Raw genomic sequence first — 21,425 nt, forward strand, 5'->3', positions numbered from 1 at the left:
ACTACGTGAGCACCGTCGGGCTGAACGAGGCCACGATAAAGAAGTACATAAAAGATCAGGAGGACGGCGGCGGGTTCGACCGGTAAGGTGCGAACGCAGCCCCTTTAGGGGCGGCCGGCAAGAGTGCGCTGGGCCATCGCGGCTTGCCGCCGCCGGCATTCGCGACCCTTACAGGGTCGCCCAATCAAGCCACCGGCTATGCCGGTGGTCATGACTCGTTTGTGTTTCCACGCTCAGTTGTTTTTTCGACTTCTTCGACGTCTTCGGCTTTTGCCACCTCGATCTCTGCGGCAGCCGTTCCCTCGACCTCTCCGTCCACCGTTTCTTCAGCCTTCGCTTCTATGGCTTCGACTTCCACCGTTTCCGCTTCTACAACTTCCGCCTCCACAACTTCCCAGTCTTTTTCGGATTGGTAGGGTGGCACGGCGCCGCTTTCTTTCAGCTCGCGCGCTTCCTCAAACTTTGCCTTCATCGTGGGGTTTTTGCGTGTGAGACGCTTTACGGTAAGGTCGTTCAGCTTGTTGTTGGCAAGGCGCAGGTTGTTGTCGGAGCTCATCAGCTCTTCACGGATCTTCTCGAGCTTCTTGATGGTGGCGTTGATGTCGCGGATGGCGTCCTGGAATTTGCGGCTGGCAAGCTCGCAGTTTCTCCCGAATTTGCCTTTGAAGTCCTCAAGCTGATCTTCGAAGTGGGTGACGTCTATGTTTTGCTGGCGCACTTCGGCAAGCTCGCGGCGGAAGCTCAGCGAGCGCGTAGCAGCGTTTCTGATCAGCGTAATCAACGGAATGAAGAACTGCGGGCGAATCACATACATTTTCTCGTAGCCCGAAGCAAACGACACATCAACAATGCCGGTGTTGTAGTAGTCGCTGTCGCGTTCGAGCAGTGACACGAGCACGGCGTACTCGCAGTTTTTCGCGGTGCGGTCGTGATCGAGTTTCTTGAAGTGGTCTTCGTTGCGCTTGCGGTGGGTTGAATCGTCGGCTTCGTTTTTCATCTCGAACATAATAGACGTAATTTCGTTGCCATCTTCATCGAATTCGCGGTATATGTAGTCGCCTTTCGATCCGCCCGTTGCGTCGTTGTCTTTCTGGAAGTACGCGTGCTGAAACGCTGTTGCGCGCAACTTGTTGAACTCGTCTTCGCAGAACTGCTCGAGGCTTTCGCCGATCATCTTCACGGTCAGCTCAGCGCGCATGTGCTTAATGTTGTCGATCTCGCGGTCGCGCGCGTCAATTTGTTCTTGCATAACGGCCATGCGAGACGCAAGTTCAATTTGGTGCTGCGCCTCGGCGCGTTCATGCTCGGTGAGCTGCAGGTTAATCTGCGCTTTCAGCTCGTCGCGTTCGCGTTCGATAGTACGGCGCTGTTCTGCGGCAGATTCCGCCGCTTTCTGTAGGGCTATTTCTTGGGAAAGGCGCGCGTTTTCCTCTTGGGCACCCAAGCGCGCTTTCAGTTCGTCACGCTCGCGCTCGGCGTCTTGTGTAGCAGCCAAAAGCGCTTGTTCGGCAGCTTGTACGGCAAGCTGCTTCTCGGACTCGAAGCGGTCGGTCTGTGCAGCAAGCTTTGCAGTAAGGGCGTCTATCTCGCGGCGCGCATCCGCCAGCAGCGTCGTTTGCTCGTCGGACGCTTTTCTTACGGCCAGCTCACGCTCAGCTTCGGCTGATTGCTTCAGTGCGGCAAGTTTAGCGGCAAGCTCGGCCGCGCGTGCATCTTTCTGGGCAATTGTCTCGCGCAGCGTGCTTTCGGCCTGTGCGGCAATGAGCGCCTCGCGCGCAGATGCCGCTTCCTCAATTTGCTTAGTATGGGCGGCTACCTGACGCTCGAATTCCGCGTCGCGCGCTTGCTTGACAAGTTCGGCGTAGCCGCTTTCGTCAATGGCGAACGGCTTTCCACAATTCGGACAGGTAATTTCGCTCATGGCGTGCCTTTCTTCGAGGGAACGTATCTGTCGTTATACCACCAACAAGTTCGTATGCTGCGCAAATGCATCGAAACCATGCAGGGAGGCGGGATGATGGGATGGCAAGATAGCGGCCACTTTGCTTTCCAGGTGGCCACAAAAAGACACTTGACGGTGGTTTATACGCCCTCACTCACGATCCGCTTCTTGATGGTCCATCGACTGTCGGTCCGCCGTCTGACGAGCTGCTGGCTGACGGGCCGCTTGACGAGTAGCTTCGCGTTCGGCGCGGTGCTTTTCTTCGTCTTCCCGTGCGATAGCATCCATCACCTGTTCCACGCGGCTCGGTATGCCGAAAAGCGTGCGTTGTGAACACACTACCGGCGGACGGTCGCCACGCGCCTCGACACCAAGCATGTCCTGAATGCGCTTCCAGCGCTTCTCAAAATCGTCCATATAACCGCGCCTTCTTTCCGCTGTGTTTGTTTCCGTTCGGTTAAACGTGCCGCGACGAATGTTTCCACTCGTTTAAATAATCAAATCGCCCATTTCCGTCAACCTATAATGCCATTATGACCAAATCAAGCAAATGCTATAAGGAGGCAACATGGGCTATGTAGAAAACGTGCTTGAAGATCTGAAAGCGCGCTACGGTGCCGACCAGCCGGAGTTTATCCAGGCAGCAACCGAGGTTCTGACCACCATCAAACCCGCCGTCGAGGCTCATCCCGAGTACGAGGCCGCTGGCCTGCTCGAGCGTTTGGTTGAACCTGAGCGCGTGATCATGTTCCGCGTTCCCTGGGTTGACGATGCTGGCAAGGTGCAGGTCAACCGCGGCATGCGCGTTCAATTCAACAGCGCCATTGGCCCCTACAAAGGTGGCCTGCGTTTGCATCCTTCCGTGAATCTGGGCATCATTAAGTTTTTGGGCTTCGAGCAGATTTTCAAGAACAGCCTCACCACGCTACCCATGGGCGGCGGCAAGGGTGGCAGCGACTTCGACCCGAAGGGCAAGTCCGACATGGAGGTCATGCGTTTCTGCCAGTCGTTCATGACCGAGCTGTCCCGTCACATTGGTGCTGATACCGATGTTCCCGCCGGCGACATTGGCACGGGAGCGCGTGAGATCGGCTACATGTTCGGTCAGTACAAGCGCCTGCGCAATGAATTCGTGGGCGTGCTTACCGGCAAGGGGCTGACCTTTGGCGGCTCGCTCACCCGCACCGAAGCTACTGGCTACGGTCTGGCCTACTTGGTCGAAGAGCATCTGAAGTGCATCAACGACTCCTTCGAGGGTAAGACCGTATGCATTTCTGGTTCGGGCAACGTTGCTATCTACGCAACCCAAAAGGTTCAGCAGCTCGGCGGCAAAGTGGTCACGCTGTCCGATTCTACCGGCTGGATTCACGACCCGGCAGGTATCGACGTGGCCTTGGTGAAGCAGATTAAGGAAGTTGAGCGCGCCCGCATTTCCGAGTACGCCGCTCGCCGCGAAGGCGTTGAGTACCACGAGGGACGCGGCGTGTGGTCAATTCCTTGCGATATCGCGCTTCCCTGCGCAACCCAAAACGAGCTGCTCATCGAAGACGCCAAACAGCTGGTTGAGGGCGGTTGCAAGATCGTTGCCGAGGGCGCCAACATGCCCACTACGCTGGACGCCACCGAATACCTGCAGGAAAACGGCATTTCCTTCTTCCCCGGCAAAGCTGCAAACGCCGGTGGTGTGGCAACCTCTGGCTTGGAGATGTCCCAGAACTCCGAGCGCTTGGCCTGGACGTTCGAAGAGGTGGACGCAAAGCTCAACGGCATTATGGTGAATATTTACCACGCCATCGACGACGCCGCGAAGCGCTACGGCATGGAGGGTAACTACGTTGCAGGCGCGAACATTGCCGGCTTCGAGAAGGTTGCCGAAGCCATGATGGCGCAGGGCATCGCGTAAGCTCGAGTAATCTCATCACCGTTGTCGCGCACGACACATGCACGACGCATTTGGAGCCGCCTGCATCATGTGGGCGGCTTTATTTGGCAGGTTCTTGGTTCTCTCGGGGTGCGGTGGGTTCGAAGTGTGCTTGCAGAGCTGAATTGAGAGGTTGTTGTACGGACAAGGTGAGGGAGCTTAGGAAGCTTAGAGCATTCCGTTCGTGACGCTTGCGTGGGGGAGTGCTTGAGAGCGGGTGTGAGCGGCTATAATCTCCCGTATGAGAGACATCGAAAACGACAACGGAAACGATACTGGAATTGGTGGTGAAGCCCCCGCTCCCGCCGCTGCGTCTACGCCCGCCACCGCAGCGCCCGAGTCCGCCGAAGACAAGCTCGCGCGCATCAAGCGCGAACTTACCGCGGTGCCGACGCTTCCCGGTGTGTACCTGTGGAAAAACGCGCAGGGCGAAGTCATCTACGTGGGCAAGGCGAAGCAGCTGCGCGCGCGCATGCGCCAGTACGTGAACTTCCAAGACGACCGCGCGAAAATTCCGCTTCTGGTCGACCAAATACACAGCTTCGACTACATTGTGGTTGAAAGCGAGCACGAATCGCTGGTGCTGGAAAAAAACCTGATCAACCAGCATAGCCCCTTTTTCAACGCCGACTTTAAAGACGACAAAAGTTACCCGTTCATTGCGCTTACGAAAGGCGATGTGTTCCCGGCCATCAAGTACACGCGCGAAAAGCACAAGCCAAACACGCGCTACTTCGGCCCCTACACCGACAGCCGCGCCGCGCGCTCCATGGTGGACATTGCGCGCAAGGTAGTGCCACTGTGCTCGGCGAGCTGCGCCGACTGGCGGCGCTTGCAGCGGCAGCTGGCTAAAAGCGACTTGCGGGCCTTCCTGTCGGAAGCGGGCACGCGGCCATGCTTCGACGCTCATGTGGGCCTGGGGCCAGGCGCCTGCTGCGGAAAAATTACGCCCGAATCGTACGCCGAAAACGTGCGCCGCGTCGAGCGTTTCTTAGCCGGACACCATCGCGAATTCGTCACCGAGCTCACCGACGAGATGCAATCCGCCGCCGCCGAACTCGATTTTGAGCGCGCCGCCCGCCTGAAGCAGCGCATCGACACCATCAACGGCTTGGCCTCGCGTCAGCATGCGGTAAGCACACACAACCTAGATGCCGACGTCATCGGCTTTTTCCGCGAAGAAACGGTGGCCGGCGTGCACGTGTTCATGGTGCGCGAAGGGCGCATTGTGAACAGCAACGAGTTCGTGCTTAACCGCGGCACTGACGTGCCCGATGCCGACCTGCAGCACAACTTCCTGTTGCGCTACTACGACGCCACCACCAGCATTCCGCACGAGGTGATCGTGCGCGACCTCCCTGAAGACGCAAGCGCCATGCAGGTGTGGCTCACCGACAAACTGGCAAGCCCGCACGGCGCAAAAGTGCGCTTCACCGCCCCCCAGCGCGGCGAAAAGGCCGAGCTTATAACCATGGCGGAAACCAACGCCAAGCACACGCTTGCGCGCTACAAAGTGCGTACAAATTACGACGATACGCGCATCAACAACGCGTTACTGCAGCTAGAAAGCGCGCTTGCACTCGACGCCCCTCCAATGCGCATCGAATGCTTCGACATATCCACCATCCATGGCTCCTACACGGTAGCTTCCATGGTGGTGTTCACAAACGGCAAGCCCGACAAAAACCAGTATCGACGCTTCAAAATCAAAACGCCGCTCGATGAAGCGAACGACTTCCTAAGCATGCAAGAGGTTATGAGTCGCCGCTACGCACCCGAGCGCATGGCCGACGAGCGCTTCGGAAAAAAGCCCGACCTGATTATCCTCGACGGCGGCAAGCCTCAGCTTTCCGCTGTGATGGACATGTTTGACCGTATGGGCGTACGCGACATCGCGCTTGCTGGCCTGGCCAAACGCGACGAAGAACTGTTCGTTCCCTGGCAAGACACGGGGCCGGTGGTCCTACCCGGCGGCAGCGCCAGCTTGTATCTGGTGAAGCAGGTGCGCGACGAGGCGCATCGTTTCGCCATCACCTATCACCGCGAACTGCGCGGCAAGGGCATGACCGCAAGCATCCTCGACGAGGTTGCAGGGCTCGGCCCGGTGCGGAAAAAGGCGCTGATGAAGCACTTCAAAAGCTTCCGCAATCTGAAAGCCGCGTCGCTTGACGACATCTTGGCCGCGCGCGTGCTGCCAGCCGAGGTGGCCGAGGAATTATATCGCGTGCTGGCGCAGTATAATGAGAAAAGCAATGGGGAAACAAGCGGGAAATGCGATGGGGATAATAGTAGGGAACGGAATGGGGAAAACGAAGGGAAGAACGCGGCGCGCTCGGCACCGGTTGGGCAGGGCACGTCGCGCATTGATTACGCCGTCGTTTCGACAGGCGAGAAATCGGAGGACTGATGGATCGAATCGTAGCGCCAGAAGCTATGCCTGAACTGGTTGTTCTTACCGGCATGAGCGGCGCAGGCCGCACCGAGGCCATGCATTCGTTCGAGGATTTGGGCTACTTCTGTGTCGACAATCTTCCTTCAAGCTTGCTTGGCGACCTGGTTGACCTTGAGGGCATGCCCGGGCAAGCTGACGCGCGCCGCCGCATTGCCGTGGTGTGTGACATGCGTAACAGCGAGTTTTTCTTCAACCTGCGTGATGAGCTTGATAAGCTGAAAGAACGCGGCGTGAAGGTTCGCATTTTGTTTCTCGACGCTGACGACGAGAAGCTGGTCGCCCGGTACAAGTCGAGCCGACGCAGGCATCCGCTGTGCGCCGATGGCGGTTCCATTCTGCAGGGAATCCAGCGCGAACGTGAGCTGATGTATGGGCTGCGCGAGCTGGCGAACAACGTTATTGATACCACCGATTTGCTGCCGCCGCAGCTGCGCTCGACCATTCGCGCGCTGTTTGCGCCGGGCTCCGAGCAAGAAGGGCTATCGGTAACGGTATACTCGTTCGGCTTCAAGCACGGGGCACCCGCCGATGCCGACCTGGTCATTGACGTGCGCTTTTTGCCGAACCCGTACTATGATCCAGCGCTTCGCAGCTTAACCGGGCTCGATGCTGCTGTGCGCGATTTTGTTATGCTGCGCGACGAAACCATCGAGTTCACGAAGCGTTGGTATGCGCTACTCGACTGTGTAATGCCGGGCTATGTTTCAGAAGGGAAGCAGCAGCTGGCTATAGCCGTAGGGTGTACGGGAGGTCAACATCGAAGTGTCGCGTTGGCTGAGGCCACAGGGGATCATCTGAAGGCCCGTGGGTACCGGGTGAGCGTGGCACACCGCGATCTTGCATTCGCCGAGAGCGTAGCGCAAGCTGCCGCACCTGCTGACGTCGGCGACGCTGCGCATGTGTCCGCTACGCCCGCCGCTGCGAGCCCCGCTGCAGCCTCCGCGCCCGCTGCCGCTACGTCCGCGTCCGCCGCGGCAACCAATCCGGCGGCCGTGCAGCGCTAGGGGCCGCCATGGTCAAGCCATTCACCCACGACCCCTCGGCCACAGCCGCATTCGCAGCGCTGAGCGACCGCGACCTCGCCGGCCTGCCGCAATATGTATCCACAGCGCCCGGCAACCACGGCGAGCGCGCTCCCATGCGCCCAATCCGTGCGGTTGTCATCGGCGGCGGCACGGGCGCGCCGGTATCCATCCGCACGCTACTCTCACTTGGTTTCAGCACATCTGCCGTGGTGGCCATGGCAGACGACGGCGGCTCGACCGGCATCCTACGTGAAGAAGCCGACGTCACTCCGCCGGGCGACGTGCGCAAATGCATTGCAGCCATGGCTGCCAACCCCAACGACCCGCTCACACGCGCGTTCAAGTACCGCTTCTCTTTCGCGCGCAACCATACGCTGGGAAATCTCATGCTGTCGGCGCTCGAGGACGCGGCAGGCTCGTTCCCTGAAGCTATCGCCATCTGCGAACGCCTGCTCTCCGCGCGAGGGCACGTGTACCCCTCAACACTCAGCCGCGTGACACTCGATGCGGTCACCTGTGACGGCCAAACGCTGCGTGGGCAGGCGGTCGCGTGTCATTCGGGAACAGCGCTCTCGCACGTGTGGCTGCGCTCGCCTGATCGCATCGAGCCGTACCCGTCGGCTCTGCAAGCCATCCGCGAAGCCGACCTTATTGTGCTTGGGCCGGGGTCGCTGTTTACGTCCATCATACCAAACCTGCTGGTTCCGGGCATTATCGACGCCATCCGGCAGTCGGCGGGCGCCGTGGTGTTTGTGTGTTCGCTTGCCGATATGCAAGGGGAAACCTGGGGCCTTACCGCAGCCGAGCACGTGCAGGCGCTCATGAACCACGGCATGCGCGGTTTGGTGGACTACGTGCTGGTGCACACTGAGCACCCGCTGCGCTCGCCCGGCATGGGGCATGCGGAAGTGGTCGACGCCGACGTAACGCCCGCAACCGACCTCCAGCTGTCGGGAGGCGTGCGTCCCGTGCGCATCACTCATCAGGACGCGCGGGCCATTCAGGCGATGGGCGCCGTGGTTATCGCGCGCAACCTGGTCGATCCCGTTCGCCCCACGTGGCATGATCCCGCCGCCCTGCAAGACGCGTTTTTGGGGGTGCTGAAACTGTGTCGTTCACGACGGATGTGAAAGAAGAGCTCTCGCACGTAGAACCCACCTGCCCCCACTGCGAACGCGCGGTGCTAGCGGCGTTGGTGCGCATCGAAGGAACGTTGTTCGTCAGCGGGCAAAACCGCTATCGCATGGAGCTAGCCACTGACGCGCCACACGCAGCGCGCCTGATCATCAGGTTGCTCCATGAGCTCTATCACCTGAAAACTAACCTGGTGGTGCGGCGAAGTGTACTGCACAAAACGCCGAACTACCTCATAGAAGTTCCCAGCCAGGAAGGTATGACAGAAGCGCTGTCTGACTTAGGTGTGCTTTCCGAAGGGAAGGGGCTTGAGCTAGGCATCAAGCCCGAACTGGTGGAAAGGCGTTGCTGTGCGGCGGCCTACCTGCGCGGTGCGTTTTTGGGCAGCGGTTTCGTGGCCGACCCCAAGGGTGATTTCCACTTCGAAATAACGGTGGAGAACAGCCAGCTTGCTGACGGCATTGCGGGCATCCTCGAGCAGCACGGCATCAACGCGCGCATCATGCACCGGCGAAGCTCGTACATGGTGTACCTGAAAAGCGGCAGCGCCATTTTGGAGTTTCTGGCGTTTGCCGGAGCGCACACATCGGCTCTTGCCATGGAAAGCGCCCGCGTGATCAAAAGCGTGCGCAACGATGTGAACCGCCAGACCAACGCCGAGGTGGCGAATCAGGCGAAGGCCGTCAGCGCCTCGGTTGATCAGCTCTACGCCATCCGCGCGGTGTTGGCGGCACACGGCATGGAGAACCTGTCGCCCGCGTTGCAGGAGTTCATTCGCCTGCGTGTGGCATACCCAGGCGCCACGCTGAAAGAGCTCGGCGAACGGGCGAACCCGCCACTTTCGAAAAGCGCGGTGTACCACCGTGTGCGCCGCATCGAGCAAATGGCCCGCGAAGTCGCCCAAGCCCGGCGCGGAACAACGGGGACAACGGGGACGTAGCCTATTGTCCCGATTTAGATAACGGTTCAGCTTCCTGTTGTTCCATTACAAATCGGGACAATAGGCTACGTCCCCGTTGTCCCCGTTGTTCCGCCCTCTCGGAAAACCGTACCTAAGCACACCACCGCGCAGCGCATCCGCCGATCGATAATGCCGTTTGTCGGCCTGTCGGTGGGCACTCGGTGTAAAATCTGTTCGTTTCCGTGCGCTCGCCTGCGGGCGCTCGGTCATGCTATCCTGTTTGAATCAGGTTAGTTGGCTCCCAGGAACCACTAGTAAGGGCCGCCCCGCAAACGCAGGGCAGTCGGCATGAATCGGTGTTTTCCAAAGGAGCGTGAACAATAGGGGTATCTGAAAGGAGATACGCATGACAACCAAGGTAGGCATCAACGGGTTCGGCCGCATTGGCCGCTTGGTCTTCCGCGCGATGGTAAACGATCCCGAACTCGAGGTTGTTGCTGTCAACGACCTGGGCGACATCCCCACCATGGCACACCTGCTGAAGTACGACTCCGTCCACGGCCGCGTGTTCGACACGGTTGAGGTCACTGAAGACGGCTTCGTGGTCGATGGCCGCGCAGTAAAGGTGCTTTCCGAGCGCGAGCCATCCAACCTGCCGTGGGGCGAGCTGGGTGTTGACGTGGTAGTCGAGTCCACCGGCATCTTCAAAACTGGCGAACTGGCAAACAAGCACATCGAAGCCGGCGCCAAAAAGGTAGTCATCACCTGCCCGGCGAAGGGCGAGGACATCACCATCGTCATGGGTGTGAACGACGACAAGTACAACAAGGATGAGCACCACATCATCTCGAACGCGTCGTGCACCACGAACTGCCTGGCTCCGTTTGCGAAGGTACTGCTGGAGAACTTCGGCATCCGTCGCGGTTACATGAACACCATCCATGCCTACACCAACGACCAGAAGATCCTCGATCTGCCTCATAAGGACCTGCGTCGTGCGCGTGCTGCCGCCATGTCTATGATCCCCACCACCACCGGTGCCGCGCGTGCGGTGTCGCTGGTGCTGCCCGAGCTGAAGGGCAAGCTGGACGGCTTTGCCACCCGCGTTCCCACGCCGGACGGCTCGATGGTTGACCTTACGGTGGAACTCGATCGCGAAGTAACCAAGGACGAAATCAACGCCGTCATGAAGGCTGCCGCCGAAGGCCCCTTGAAGGGTATTCTGGAATATCAGGAAGACCCCATCGTGTCCATTGACATCGTGGGCGACGCGCATTCATCCATCTTCGACTCGGGTCTGACCATGGTCATGGGCGAGAAGAACAACCTGGTGAAGTGCGTCAGCTGGTACGACAACGAGTGGGGCTACTCCAACCGCGTGAAAGACCTCGTGAAGATTCTGCTGTAGTTTTTGTTCCGCTGGCATTACGAACGACCTGTGATCTGCGGTCTATGAAGCCCCCAGGACCGATATCGGTTCTGGGGGGCTTTTCTGTAAAGGAAGTGAACGATGAGTACTATCAACACCGTTGACGCGCTGGATGCGTGTGGTAAGCGCGTGCTCGTGCGCGTAGATTTCAATGTGCCGGTAAAAGACGGCGCGGTTGCCGACGACACGCGCATCCGTGCGGCGCTGCCCACGATTTCGCACCTTGTGGAACAAGGCGCGCGCGTTATTCTTATGAGCCATTTGGGCCGCCCGAAGGGAGAGGGCTTCGAGGAAGCCTACACGCTGGCTCCCGCGGCGGCGCGCTTGGGCGAGCTGCTGGGTTGCCCCGTGGCGTTTGCGATTGATACCGTGGGTGCTGATGCCCAGGCTAAGGCGGCCGCGCTTGCCGACGGTGAGGTGCTGGTGCTAGAAAACCTACGCTTCGATAAGCGCGAAAAGAAAAACGACGCTGCGTTCTGCGCCGAGCTCGCAGCGCTCGCCGATGCCTACGTAAACGACGCCTTCGGCACCGCGCACCGCGCACATGCCTCCACTGCAGGCGTGGCGGCGCTGTTGCCGGCCTATGCGGGCTACTTGATGCAGCGCGAGGTTGCCACGCTTACCGGCATGCTCGACGATCCCAAGCGCCCGTTTGTGGCCATACTGGGCGGCAGCAAGGTGTCCGACAAGATAAAGGTCATCGATGCGCTTATGGACAAAGCCGATACCCTTATTATTGGCGGCGGCATGTGCTTTACCTTCCTGCTGGCGCAGGGCAAGGCCGTAGGCACCTCGCTGAAGGAAGAAGACTGGGTTGAGCGCGCCGCCGGCATGATAGCCAAGGCGGAAGAGCGCGGCGTGAAGTTGCTCCTGCCCGTTGACGTGGTATGCGCCGATGCCTTTGCCGAAGACGCCAACACGAAAACGGTGTCGGTAGACGACATCCCGAACGACATGATGGGCCTTGACATTGGACCTGAAACCGCGGCACTTTACGCCGAAGCTATTGCAGGTGCGCAAAGCGTGTTCTGGAACGGCCCCATGGGCGTGTTCGAAATGCAGGCGTTTGAGGCAGGTACGAAGGCTGTGGCCGAAGCGGTTGCAGCAAACGAAGCAGCCGACACCATCATTGGCGGCGGCGATTCCGTGGCAGCGGTGAACAAGTTTAACCTGGCCGACCGCATGACCTTTATCTCCACTGGCGGCGGCGCCTCTATGGAACTCGTACAAGGCGAGAAGCTTCCCGGAGTAGAGGCGCTTAATGTTCCGTTGGCCTAACGGCCAACGGAACGTGTCGACGCTGCGAGACACCAAGGCGCGCAGCCTTGCCGCTCCAGGTTTGGCTCACGTACAGGAGTACGCTTCGCCAAACCTTCACGGCAATTCAGCACGTCTTGGCGTCTCTCGCTGACTTCGTCGGATATATTACTTGGTTTTTGCTGAGAGAAAGAAAAACGTTCGCCGAGCAATGCGTAAGGGGCAAGACAGTGCGCATTGGTCTCGCGCAGCGGCAAGCCGTTCCGCCGTTCGGCAGAACGGCGGAAAGGAATAATCATGTCTAGAAGACCAATGATGGCTGGCAATTGGAAGATGAACAACACCTACGGTGAAGCGGTGGTGCTCGCCCAAGAGATTTCAAACCGCTATGAACCGCGATGGAGTGACCGCATGGACGTGGTGGTGTGCCCGCCCTATATTGACCTCAAGCCAGTAAGCACCGTGCTCGAGTTCGACAAGTCACACATTGCCGTGGGCGCGCAGAACGTGTACTGGGAGGCGTCGGGCGCGTATACGGGGGAGATTTCGGTTCCCATGCTCAAAGAGGTTGGCTGCACGTACTGCATCGTGGGCCATTCCGAGCGCCGGGGGCTGTTCGGCGAAACGAACGAAGACGTAAACCGCAAGGTGAAGGCGCTCATTGGTGGCGGCATTTCGCCGATCATATGCGTAGGCGAATCGCTTGCCGTGCGTGAGGAAGGCACCACTGACGAATTTGTGTGCGCGCAGGTGAAAGCTGCCTTCGCGGGGCTAGCCGATCATCAGGCGGCGAAGTGCGTGGTTGCCTACGAGCCCATTTGGGCTATCGGCACCGGCCGCACGGCCACGCCGGAGCAGGCTGAGGCCGTGTGCGCAGCTATCCGCGCCACCGTGGCGGAAATGTTTGGCGACCAGGTAGCCGAAAACATGCGCGTGCTGTACGGCGGCTCTATGAACCCGGGCAACGTTGAGGGTCTTATGGCGCAACCGAACATCGACGGCGGGCTCATTGGTGGCGCGGCGCTGAAGGCCGATTCGTTTGAGCAGCTTGTGAAAGCCTGCTTCTAGAAAGGGGAGCATTGGTTATGTCTTCCTTGCAAGCGAAGGACACGGCTCCGTTCGCGCCGGCGTGCCTTATTATCATGGACGGCTTCGGTCTTGAGCAGCCGGGGCCAGGAAACGCCATATCGCTTGCGGCCACGCCGTGTTTAGATGAGCTGTTTGCAAAACCTGGCGCGTTCATGAAGCTTGAAGCGTCAGGTGCGGCCGTTGGTCTGCCCGATGGCCAGATGGGCAACTCCGAAGTGGGGCACCTCAATATCGGTGCGGGACGCGTGGTGTTTCAGGAACTTACGCGCATTAATAATGCGTGTGCTAACGGCTTGCTCGCGCGAAACGACGTGCTTGCAGCGGCGTTTAAGGCGGCGCGCAAGCCTGGCGCGGCGCTGCACCTTATGGGGCTTTTGTCCGACGGTGGTGTGCATTCCAGCAACGCTCACCTATACGCTCTGTTGCGTGCTGCGCGCAATGCTGGCGTGAAACACGTGATGGTGCACTGCTTCATGGACGGCCGCGACGTTCCGCCAAAAAGTGGTAAGGGCTATATGGAAGAACTCGTGCGCGAAATGGAGGCTATTGCCGCTGAGGGTACTGGCGCGAGTGCTGCGGAAGGTGCCGACCCGGGTGCTGCTGAGGCTGTGAGCGAAAGCGCGGCCGCTTCCGCCGCGCCAGCGTGCCGCATGGAAATTGCCAGCGTGTCGGGTCGCTACTACGCCATGGATCGCGATAATCGTTGGGAACGTGTCGAACGGGCCTGGCGAGCTGTAGTGGAAGCCAGCCCACTCGCCAGCGCAGTCAGTGCGGGCGACGCAGCCGATGCCACTGTGCCTGAAGCCGAAGACCGCGCCACCACCTCCGAAGCCCTCGCAGTCACCGCCATGGCCGCCTCCTACGACGCCGGAATCACCGACGAATTCGTAGAGCCAGTGGCGCTTTCTAGCCGCGGCGTGCAAGATGGCGATGCTGTGGTGTTTTTCAACTTCAGGCCCGATCGCGCGCGCGAACTCACGCGTGCCATTGTCGACCCAGCGTTTACGGGCTTTACGCGCACGAGTACCCCGCAGGTGGAATTCGTGTGCCTTACCGAATACGACCCCGACATTCCTGCGCCGGTGGCATTTGCGAAGGAATTCCCGGCCGACGTGCTAGCCGATGTGCTGGCACGCGAAGGGCTACGGCAGTACCACATTGCCGAAACCGAAAAGTACGCACACGTTACCTTCTTCTTAAATGGAGGCATCGAAGAACCGAAGCAACTCGAGCAACGCTCGCTCATTGCCAGCCCGAAGGTGGCAACCTACGACTTGCAGCCCGAAATGAGCGAACCTGAAGTGGCTGATACGCTGGCTGCTGCCATCGATGCGGGTGAAGCCGACGTGTACATTGTCAACTTTGCGAATTGCGACATGGTGGGGCACACCGGCGTAATCCCTGCAGCAGTGGCTGCGGTCGAGGCGGTAGATACAGGAGTGGCGAAGGTGCTTGCCGCTATCGAACGTGCAGGTGGTGTGGCGCTGGTAACGGCTGACCATGGCAACGCTGATAAAATGCTCGCCGACGACGGCTCGCCGCACACGGCTCACACTACAGCGCTCGTGCCGCTTGCGCTGGCTGACTATACCGGTGCTGCCCGATCGCTGCGTGGTGGGGTAGGGGCGCTTTGCGACATCGCACCCACGCTGCTTAACCTTATTGGTGTGGAAGCGCCTGCCGCTATGACAGGAACAAGCCTTATCGCGTAGCGGTCATCGCGTATCAAACAGCGCTATCAGAGGGCCTACAAACCTACCTTCAATAACCTAATTATCCGAGCGCTTGCGCCGTCTTACCGTGGACGGCGCAAGCGTATTCTTGTGTGTGAGCCGTATGTCGTAATGCCTTGAAAAAATGTCGAATTTCATTGACAAACTGTTGTTCAAGTGCGACATATCGGTATAATATGGCGTCGAAAGTTCTTGAAACAGAGCACACAGATGCATTTGCACTGCGTGTTCTTGTGCCGCAGGTGTTGTGTTTATACAACAATCAGGCACGGCGACCGTAAGGCCGCAAGGGGTGACTTACCCCACCCCCATACATATCTTGAGATGGCGAAATCGTCGCAAAGCGCGTTCCGTCGATCGAAGAGAGAGTGAATAGCTTCGTTGTGCTTAGGAAAGCAGCCGCCGCATGGGCGGTAGTGCAGCTATTCACCCTCTCTTTTTTATTCGACGGACGTTTGACAAGCAAACAGTAGAGCAGCAGAAAAGGAGCAGGCGGGTATGTGGTACGTGGCACAGGTGCAGGCGGGTCGCGAGACCGCCACGAGAAACCTGTGCAAGCTCATGGTTTCACCGCAAGCCATGGAAGATTGCTTCGTGCCCGAGTACGAAACCATGTGGAAAGTGCGCGGCGAATGGAGGCTGGTGCACCGTCTGCTGTTTTCAGGATATGTATTCTTCGTAAGCGACGACCCCAAAGAGCTACACAAACAGCTTTTGCGGGTGCCCATGCCTATCCGCATCTTAGGAAACGAGAAAAACGCATACTTCCCGCTTACCGATAAAGAACGCGACTGGTTTTTGTCGTTCATGGACGGAAACCACGTGGTGCGCATGAGCGAAGGGTATATCACCGGCGATAAGGTAACGGTCACGCGCGGCCCGCTGATGGGGTTTGAAGGCAGCATCCGAAAGATCGACCGTCACAAGCGTCGCGCATACTTAGACGTAAAGCTGTTCGGCCGCACTGTCCCTGCAAGCGTGGGCCTGGAAATCGTGAGGAAAACCGCATGAGCGAAACAACTCGCATGATCCAAGCGCAGCTCGGGGGGGGGGGCATTGAGAGCCAGCAACGCGCGATAGTGGCGGAAGCTATGGGGCGCAGGCTATCTGCGTCCCTACTTATGCTCAGGACCAGGCTAAACCCACGAAACTCAGAAGTATGACAAGCAAGCTTACAAAACGAGGATTCTTGCGAGCTTTGCCACTCGTGCTCATAGATACAGTGGCTACGTTTGCGGCCTACGCTGTGGCAGCGTGGGGCACACAGGTGGGTGGAGCGCTGGCGCAACCCAGCTCGTTTGGTCACATCGCCTTTTTCGCCCTGGTAAACGTTGTTGTCTACGCAGCGTGTCGCATGTACAGCTGCCTGTGGGAATATGCCAGCATTGATGAAGCAATGCGGCTCATTTCAGCATCGTTCTTGTCGTCGCTGGCGGGTAGCATCTTAGGTTATGGCCTGTTGGGAGCACGTCTTCCGCTGCGCGTGTATGTGGTTGCATGGTTGCTCTTCCTGGGCGTTACGGCGGCGGCGCGTTTTGCGTTGCGTGTGTACTCGGGACGTAAGAGCTGGTCGCTTTTCGGAGCATCATCTGAGGGTATGCCACGTACACTTGTGGTGGGTGCGGGGGAAAGCGGCTCTATGACGGTAAAGCGCATGCTGTCGTGCGATCAGAGCATCGTGGGCTGTCCAGTTGCACTTGTTGATGACAATCGAATAAAGCTTGGTACCTACGTGCATGGCGTAAAGGTTATGGGGACGTGTGACGACATTGAAGCACTTTCGAAGCGGCTCGGCGTCGAGCAGATTGTTATAGCGATACCCTCCGCAACGCGGGAACAGCGCGACCGGGTTTTGGCGCAGTGCATGAAAACAGAGCTTCGGGTACTCACGCTGCCCGATATTAAGGACATCCCCGCAGGAGAGCTAGATCAAGCAGTGCTGCGCGAGGTTGAAGTGGCCGATCTGCTTGCCCGTGACGAAGTGGAGCTTAACCTGGGTCAGATGGCTTACGTGGCGGGCAAGCGTGTGTTGGTAACAGGTGGGGGAGGCTCCATTGGAAGCGAGCTCGTGCGTCAGCTGTTGCCCGCTAAGCCCGTGAAGATTGTTTTGTTTGATATTTACGAAAACACCACCTATGAACTACTGCACGAGGTGAAAGGCCAGGCGGCTGATTTAGGTGTGCAAATTGCGGTGGAAATAGGGTCAATCACCCACATGCCTGCGCTTCAAAAGTGCTTTGCCGACCACAAGCCACAAGTGGTGTTTCATGCGGCGGCACACAAGCACGTGCCGCTTATGGAGGCGAACCCGCGCGAAGCCATAGAAAACAACGTGTTTGGCACACTGAACCTTGTACGCATCGCACACGAGCAAGGCTGCACGCATTTCATCCTGATATCAACCGACAAGGCGGTGAACCCTGTAAACGTTATGGGTGCTACCAAGCGCATGTGCGAAATGATTGTGCAGTGTTACGCGAGTATGAGTGACACGGTGTTTGCCGCCGTGCGTTTTGGCAACGTATTAGGTAGCCACGGTAGCGTGATACCGCTGTTCAAGCGCCAGTTGCGCGATGGTGGGCCTATTACGGTTACGCACAAGGACATTACCCGCTACTTCATGACCATCCCCGAGGCAAGTCGATTGGTTATAGCGGCTGGTGCGCTGGCTCGTGGGGGAGAGATATTCATCCTAGACATGGGTGAACCTGTGCGCATTTGGGATTTAGCGGAGAACCTGGTAAGGCTTTCGGGGCTTAAACCCGGCCGCGATATTCAGATTGTCGAGACAGGCTTGCGCCCCGGCGAGAAGATGTTCGAAGAGCTGCTGATGGATGAAGACGAGCCGCTGCCTACCGACAACCCAGGCATAACTGTAAGCCGTGCATCAGCACCTGAGGTCGATGACGTGCGTGCGCGCATCGAATTACTCGAAGGTAGCCTGAACGGTACGAACAACGCCATCAAGCGTGTGCTCGCCGAAGCAGTGCCGACCTACCAGCCCGAATTGCATGACGGGAAGACGGATACACATGCTGCGTAGACTTGAGGGCATTGTGCCTTTCGAGCAGAAGGTGTGGCTGAGTTCACCCACCATGCACGGTGATGAGCTGCGCTACATCACCGAGGCATACGAGACAAACTGGATGTCAACGGTTGGCGAGAACATCAACGAAGTTGAGCGTCTCATCTGCGAAAAGGTTGGCTGCAAGCACGCTGTGGCTCTTTCGAGTGGCACGGCCGCACTACACCTAGCAGTGAAACTCGCCGGTGTGAAGCCGGGGGATAAGGTTCTCTGCAGTGATATGACCTTCGATGCCACAGTGAACCCCGTAGTATACGAAGGCGGCGTGCCCGTATTTGTGGATACCGAGCGCGACACTTGGAACATGGACCCAGTTGCTCTTGAGCGCGCATTCGAGTCGCACCCCGAAGCAAAGGCTGTGGTAGTGGCGCATCTCTACGGTGTATCCGGCAAGATAGACGAGATAGTGGCGGTGGCGAAGGCTCACGGTGCTGTGGTTGTTGAAGATGCTGCCGAGTCGCTCGGTGCCACCTACAAGGGCAAGCAGACCGGTACCTTCGGAGATATCAACTGCATCAGCTTCAACGGAAACAAGATCATAACCGGCTCGTCTGGTGGCATGTTGCTTACTGACAAAAAGGAAGCAGCCGACAAGGTTCGCAAGTGGTCAACTCAGGCACGAGAAGCCGCTCCCTGGTACCAGCATGAAGAACTGGGCTACAACTATCGCATGAGCAATGTGATAGCCGGCGTAGTTCGCGGGCAGATACCCTACCTCGAAGAGCACATTGCTCAGAAAAAGGCTATCTACGAGCGCTACAAGGAAGGTCTCAAGAATCTTCCTGTTTCTATGAATCCTTACGACTCTGAGAATTCCGAACCGAACTTCTGGCTCTCCTGCCTGCTAATCGATGAAAACGCTATGTGCCGACAGGTGCGCGGTGAGCGGGATGTCCTGTATGTGAGTGAGCCTGGCAAGAGCTGCCCTCATGAGATTCTAGACGCACTGGCTGCAATCAACGCAGAAGGCCGCCCCATCTGGAAGCCCATGCACATGCAACCGATCTATCGTAGCAACTCGTTCGTAACCCGCAACGGCGACGGAAGGGCACGTACGAATGCCTACATCGAAGGTGAAACACTCGACGTAGGAATGGACATCTTCCAGCGTGGCGTGTGTTTACCCTCCGATAACAAGATGACTCCAGAACAGCAGGAAGCGATCATTGAGGTCATCAAGAGGTGCTTTTAGTAGATGAGTGCTGATGCGGATCGTTAATCTGCTGATAAAAGGAATCTTCGATGTGGTTTTCAGCGCGTGTCTTTCTATTGTCTTGCTGCCTTGGTGGGTACTCATTGCTGTATTGATAAAACTTACCATGCCGGGACCGGTGTTCTTTAAACAAGTTCGTGCTGGAAAAAATGGCGAGGAGTTCGAGATACTGAAATTCAGAACGATGAGAGTTGACGTTGAGGCAGAGAAGGCCTTTGACGTCTCGAAAGACACTGATCGGCTCACTGTTCTGGGAAGTGTTTTGCGACGATTGAAGCTCGACGAGACACCTCAGCTACTGAACGTCCTGAAGCGCGATATGTCTTGCGTGGGACCGCGTCCTACTTTCAAAAGCCAGGTAGAAGAGTATGACGACTTCCAGAGACGCCGACTCGAGATGCTTCCTGGTATGACCGGTCTTGCTCAGACGAACGGCAACGTCAGCTTGACCTGGGATGATAGGATTCTCTACGACGTCTACTATATAGATCATTTCTCGATTCTTCTTGATCTTAAGATCCTTATGAAGACGGTCTTCATTGTCTTGTTCGGTGAGGATAGGTTCAGGCGACTTCCAATGAACGTTGAGAGATAGCCATTGAACGACCCAAGGGGTGTTTACTCGGTGAAAGTAGTGGTGATAGGCGCAGTTGTCTCAACGAAGGTTGTTGTCGAGCGGCTTATGCGCGCGAACGTGGAGATCGCGATGGTCTTTTGTTTGGATGAAGCGATCAGTGAGAACGTGTCCGGCTACTGTCCCCTGCATGAGTTGGCGGAAGCGAACGGAATTCCCTACAAGAAGTTCCGAAAGATCAACGATGATGAGAACGTTCGGATCATGGAGGAAATCAAGCCCGATTACATCTTTGCGGTCGGCTTCTCTCAGATCGTCGGCTCGAGAATCATTAACGCCGCTAAGGGGGGTGCCATAGGTTTTCACCCGACGCCATTGCCGAAGTTCAGAGGACGTGCTGCGATGGTGTGGCAAGTGCTCCTCGGTGTTCGCGAAACTGCTTGCACGATGTTCTTCCTTGATGAGGGAATGGACTCTGGGGATATAATCGCGCAGGAGTCTTACGAGATTGGTGAAGACGACTACGCAGAGGACGTTGGAAATAAGCTGCTTGAGGCCATGGTTCCACTTACGGATCGCGTTATCGAGAAGTTATCCCATACGCCTGTAGACGTCGTGAAACAAGACGAGTCGCAGGCGAGCTACCTACTGAAGAGGACGCCCGAAGACGGGCTCATCGACTGGTCCCGGCCTGTTTGCGAAATCCATCGCCTCGTTAGGGGGGTCTCCCATCCTTATCCGGGCGCGTTCGGCATGTATGACGGTGTTCATAAGGTGACCATCTGGCGTGCTGACGCCAGGGAGAACAGCAAGTATATAGGAATTCCTGGCCAGATAGCCTACGTGGATCAAACTGGCTTTGGGGTTGTATGCGTGGACGGATTGCTGCACATCACCGACTTCGAGAGCGAAGATAACGTGCGTTTGCTTGTAGGACATAAACTGAAATGACAGTTGGTGGACAAATGAACGTGCTCGTATTCGCACCTCACCCTGATGACGAGGTTCTTGGCTGTGGGGGAACCATTGCTAGATTAGCTCATGAGGGATGCAGTGTTTACGTTTGCGTAGTGACAAAGGGTGTGGAGCCCCTCTTTTCCGAGAAAGGTGTTAGTAGAATAAGGAACGAGCAAGCTGCGGCCCATGAGATCCTCGGCGTTACTGACGTCTTCTACCTCGACTTTCCCGCAGCGATGCTCGAAGAGTCTCATCGCTATGAGCTAAACGGGAGCGTTTCCTGGGTGTTGGATACAGTGCGACCTGAATTGGTTTTTATCCCGCATTTTGGAGACATGCAGCGAGACCATGGTTTGGTTAGCGAGGCGGTCATGGTTGCTGTCAGGCCGCGTGGTGACTACTCTGTCAGAAAGATCCTGTCCTATGAGACTCTGAGTGAGACGGAATGGAACATTCCTCATTCCTCAACGTCCTTCATGCCGAATTGCTTTATCGACATCAGTTCGTACAAGGATTTGAAGCTGCATGCCCTAGCAAAGTTTGAGTCTCAGGTAGCACCGTTTCCATGTCCTCGATCCATCGAAGCTGTCGAGGCTCTCGCAAAGCTGAGAGGCTCTACTATTAATGTTCAAGCGGCTGAGGCGTTTTCGGTGATTCGTGAAATTGTGCGTTAAATCTAGAAAACCGAACATGGTATATGCGTATTTTGGGAC

Annotated in this window: 17 protein-coding genes; 15 read left to right on the plus strand and 2 right to left on the minus strand. The window is 57.5% G+C overall.

The window, feature by feature from the left end; translation table 11 throughout:
• Positions 1–208 precede the first annotated feature (208 nt).
• Together G7Y44_RS08795 and G7Y44_RS08800 are read right to left on the minus strand one after the other, a co-directional pair.
• On the minus strand, positions 209–1,921 hold the full coding sequence (locus G7Y44_RS08795; protein ID WP_165249166.1) for a DUF2130 domain-containing protein: 1,713 nt from the start codon (positions 1,919–1,921) through the stop codon (positions 209–211).
• Between the two features lie 171 nt (positions 1,922–2,092).
• A complete protein-coding gene (locus tag G7Y44_RS08800) occupies positions 2,093–2,359 on the minus strand; it encodes a hypothetical protein (protein WP_165249168.1) in 267 nt (88 codons plus the stop codon).
• 151 nt (positions 2,360–2,510) lie between these two features.
• Here G7Y44_RS08800 and gdhA point away from each other — a divergent pair, with 151 nt between their 5' ends.
• From gdhA to G7Y44_RS08875, 15 genes are all read left to right on the plus strand, one after another.
• Positions 2,511–3,845, plus strand: coding sequence for an NADP-specific glutamate dehydrogenase (gene gdhA / locus G7Y44_RS08805; RefSeq protein WP_165249170.1), 1,335 nt, complete (start codon positions 2,511–2,513; stop codon positions 3,843–3,845).
• 259 nt (positions 3,846–4,104) lie between these two features.
• Positions 4,105–6,270: an excinuclease ABC subunit UvrC gene (uvrC, locus tag G7Y44_RS08810; protein ID WP_165249172.1), complete on the plus strand. Its 2,166-nt coding sequence runs from the start codon at positions 4,105–4,107 to the stop codon at positions 6,268–6,270.
• A complete protein-coding gene (rapZ, locus tag G7Y44_RS08815; protein ID WP_165249174.1) occupies positions 6,270–7,319 on the plus strand; it encodes an RNase adapter RapZ in 1,050 nt (349 codons plus the stop codon). The genes uvrC and rapZ overlap by 1 nt, the downstream gene beginning before the upstream one ends.
• Before the next feature lie 8 nt (positions 7,320–7,327).
• Positions 7,328–8,470 carry a gluconeogenesis factor YvcK family protein gene (locus G7Y44_RS08820; RefSeq protein ID WP_165249176.1) on the plus strand — a complete coding sequence of 381 codons (1,143 nt, stop codon included), beginning with the start codon at positions 7,328–7,330 and terminating at the stop codon, positions 8,468–8,470.
• Complete coding sequence (whiA, locus tag G7Y44_RS08825; protein WP_165249178.1) at positions 8,449–9,414, plus strand: DNA-binding protein WhiA; 966 nt, start codon at positions 8,449–8,451, stop codon at positions 9,412–9,414. The genes G7Y44_RS08820 and whiA overlap by 22 nt, the downstream gene beginning before the upstream one ends.
• A gap of 367 nt (positions 9,415–9,781) precedes the next feature.
• Entirely contained in the window at positions 9,782–10,783 is a 1,002-nt protein-coding gene (gene gap / locus G7Y44_RS08830; protein ID WP_165249180.1) for a type I glyceraldehyde-3-phosphate dehydrogenase, read from the plus strand.
• Between the two features lie 102 nt (positions 10,784–10,885).
• Positions 10,886–12,082: a phosphoglycerate kinase gene (locus G7Y44_RS08835; protein WP_165249182.1), complete on the plus strand. Its 1,197-nt coding sequence runs from the start codon at positions 10,886–10,888 to the stop codon at positions 12,080–12,082.
• A gap of 276 nt (positions 12,083–12,358) precedes the next feature.
• Positions 12,359–13,129, plus strand: coding sequence for a triose-phosphate isomerase (gene tpiA, locus G7Y44_RS08840; protein WP_165249184.1), 771 nt, complete (start codon positions 12,359–12,361; stop codon positions 13,127–13,129).
• Between the two features lie 17 nt (positions 13,130–13,146).
• Positions 13,147–14,862 (plus strand): 2,3-bisphosphoglycerate-independent phosphoglycerate mutase, encoded by a 1,716-nt coding sequence (gene gpmI / locus G7Y44_RS08845; protein WP_165249186.1) that lies wholly within the window; start codon positions 13,147–13,149, stop codon positions 14,860–14,862.
• A gap of 519 nt (positions 14,863–15,381) precedes the next feature.
• The gene (gene loaP / locus G7Y44_RS08850; protein ID WP_165249188.1) at positions 15,382–15,894 is read left to right on the plus strand and encodes an antiterminator LoaP; all 513 of its coding nucleotides are present in this window, start codon (positions 15,382–15,384) and stop codon (positions 15,892–15,894) included.
• A gap of 148 nt (positions 15,895–16,042) precedes the next feature.
• Positions 16,043–17,926, plus strand: a complete 1,884-nt coding sequence (locus tag G7Y44_RS08855; RefSeq protein ID WP_165249190.1) for a polysaccharide biosynthesis protein — start codon at positions 16,043–16,045, stop codon at positions 17,924–17,926.
• Positions 17,916–19,160, plus strand: a complete 1,245-nt coding sequence (locus tag G7Y44_RS08860) for a DegT/DnrJ/EryC1/StrS family aminotransferase (RefSeq protein ID WP_165249192.1) — start codon at positions 17,916–17,918, stop codon at positions 19,158–19,160. Before G7Y44_RS08855 ends, G7Y44_RS08860 begins: the two co-directional genes overlap by 11 nt.
• A 13-nt stretch (positions 19,161–19,173) precedes the next feature.
• A complete protein-coding gene (locus G7Y44_RS08865) occupies positions 19,174–19,776 on the plus strand; it encodes a sugar transferase (protein ID WP_165249194.1) in 603 nt (200 codons plus the stop codon).
• Between the two features lie 3 nt (positions 19,777–19,779).
• Positions 19,780–20,706, plus strand: a complete 927-nt coding sequence (locus G7Y44_RS08870; protein ID WP_206214452.1) for a methionyl-tRNA formyltransferase — start codon at positions 19,780–19,782, stop codon at positions 20,704–20,706.
• Between the two features lie 14 nt (positions 20,707–20,720).
• Positions 20,721–21,386 (plus strand): PIG-L deacetylase family protein, encoded by a 666-nt coding sequence (locus G7Y44_RS08875; protein WP_165249196.1) that lies wholly within the window; start codon positions 20,721–20,723, stop codon positions 21,384–21,386.
• The last annotated feature ends 39 nt before the right edge of the window (positions 21,387–21,425 follow it).

The sequence above is a fragment of the Adlercreutzia sp. ZJ141 genome, from assembly GCF_011038965.1.
Classification (GTDB): Bacteria; Actinomycetota; Coriobacteriia; order Coriobacteriales; family Eggerthellaceae; genus ZJ141.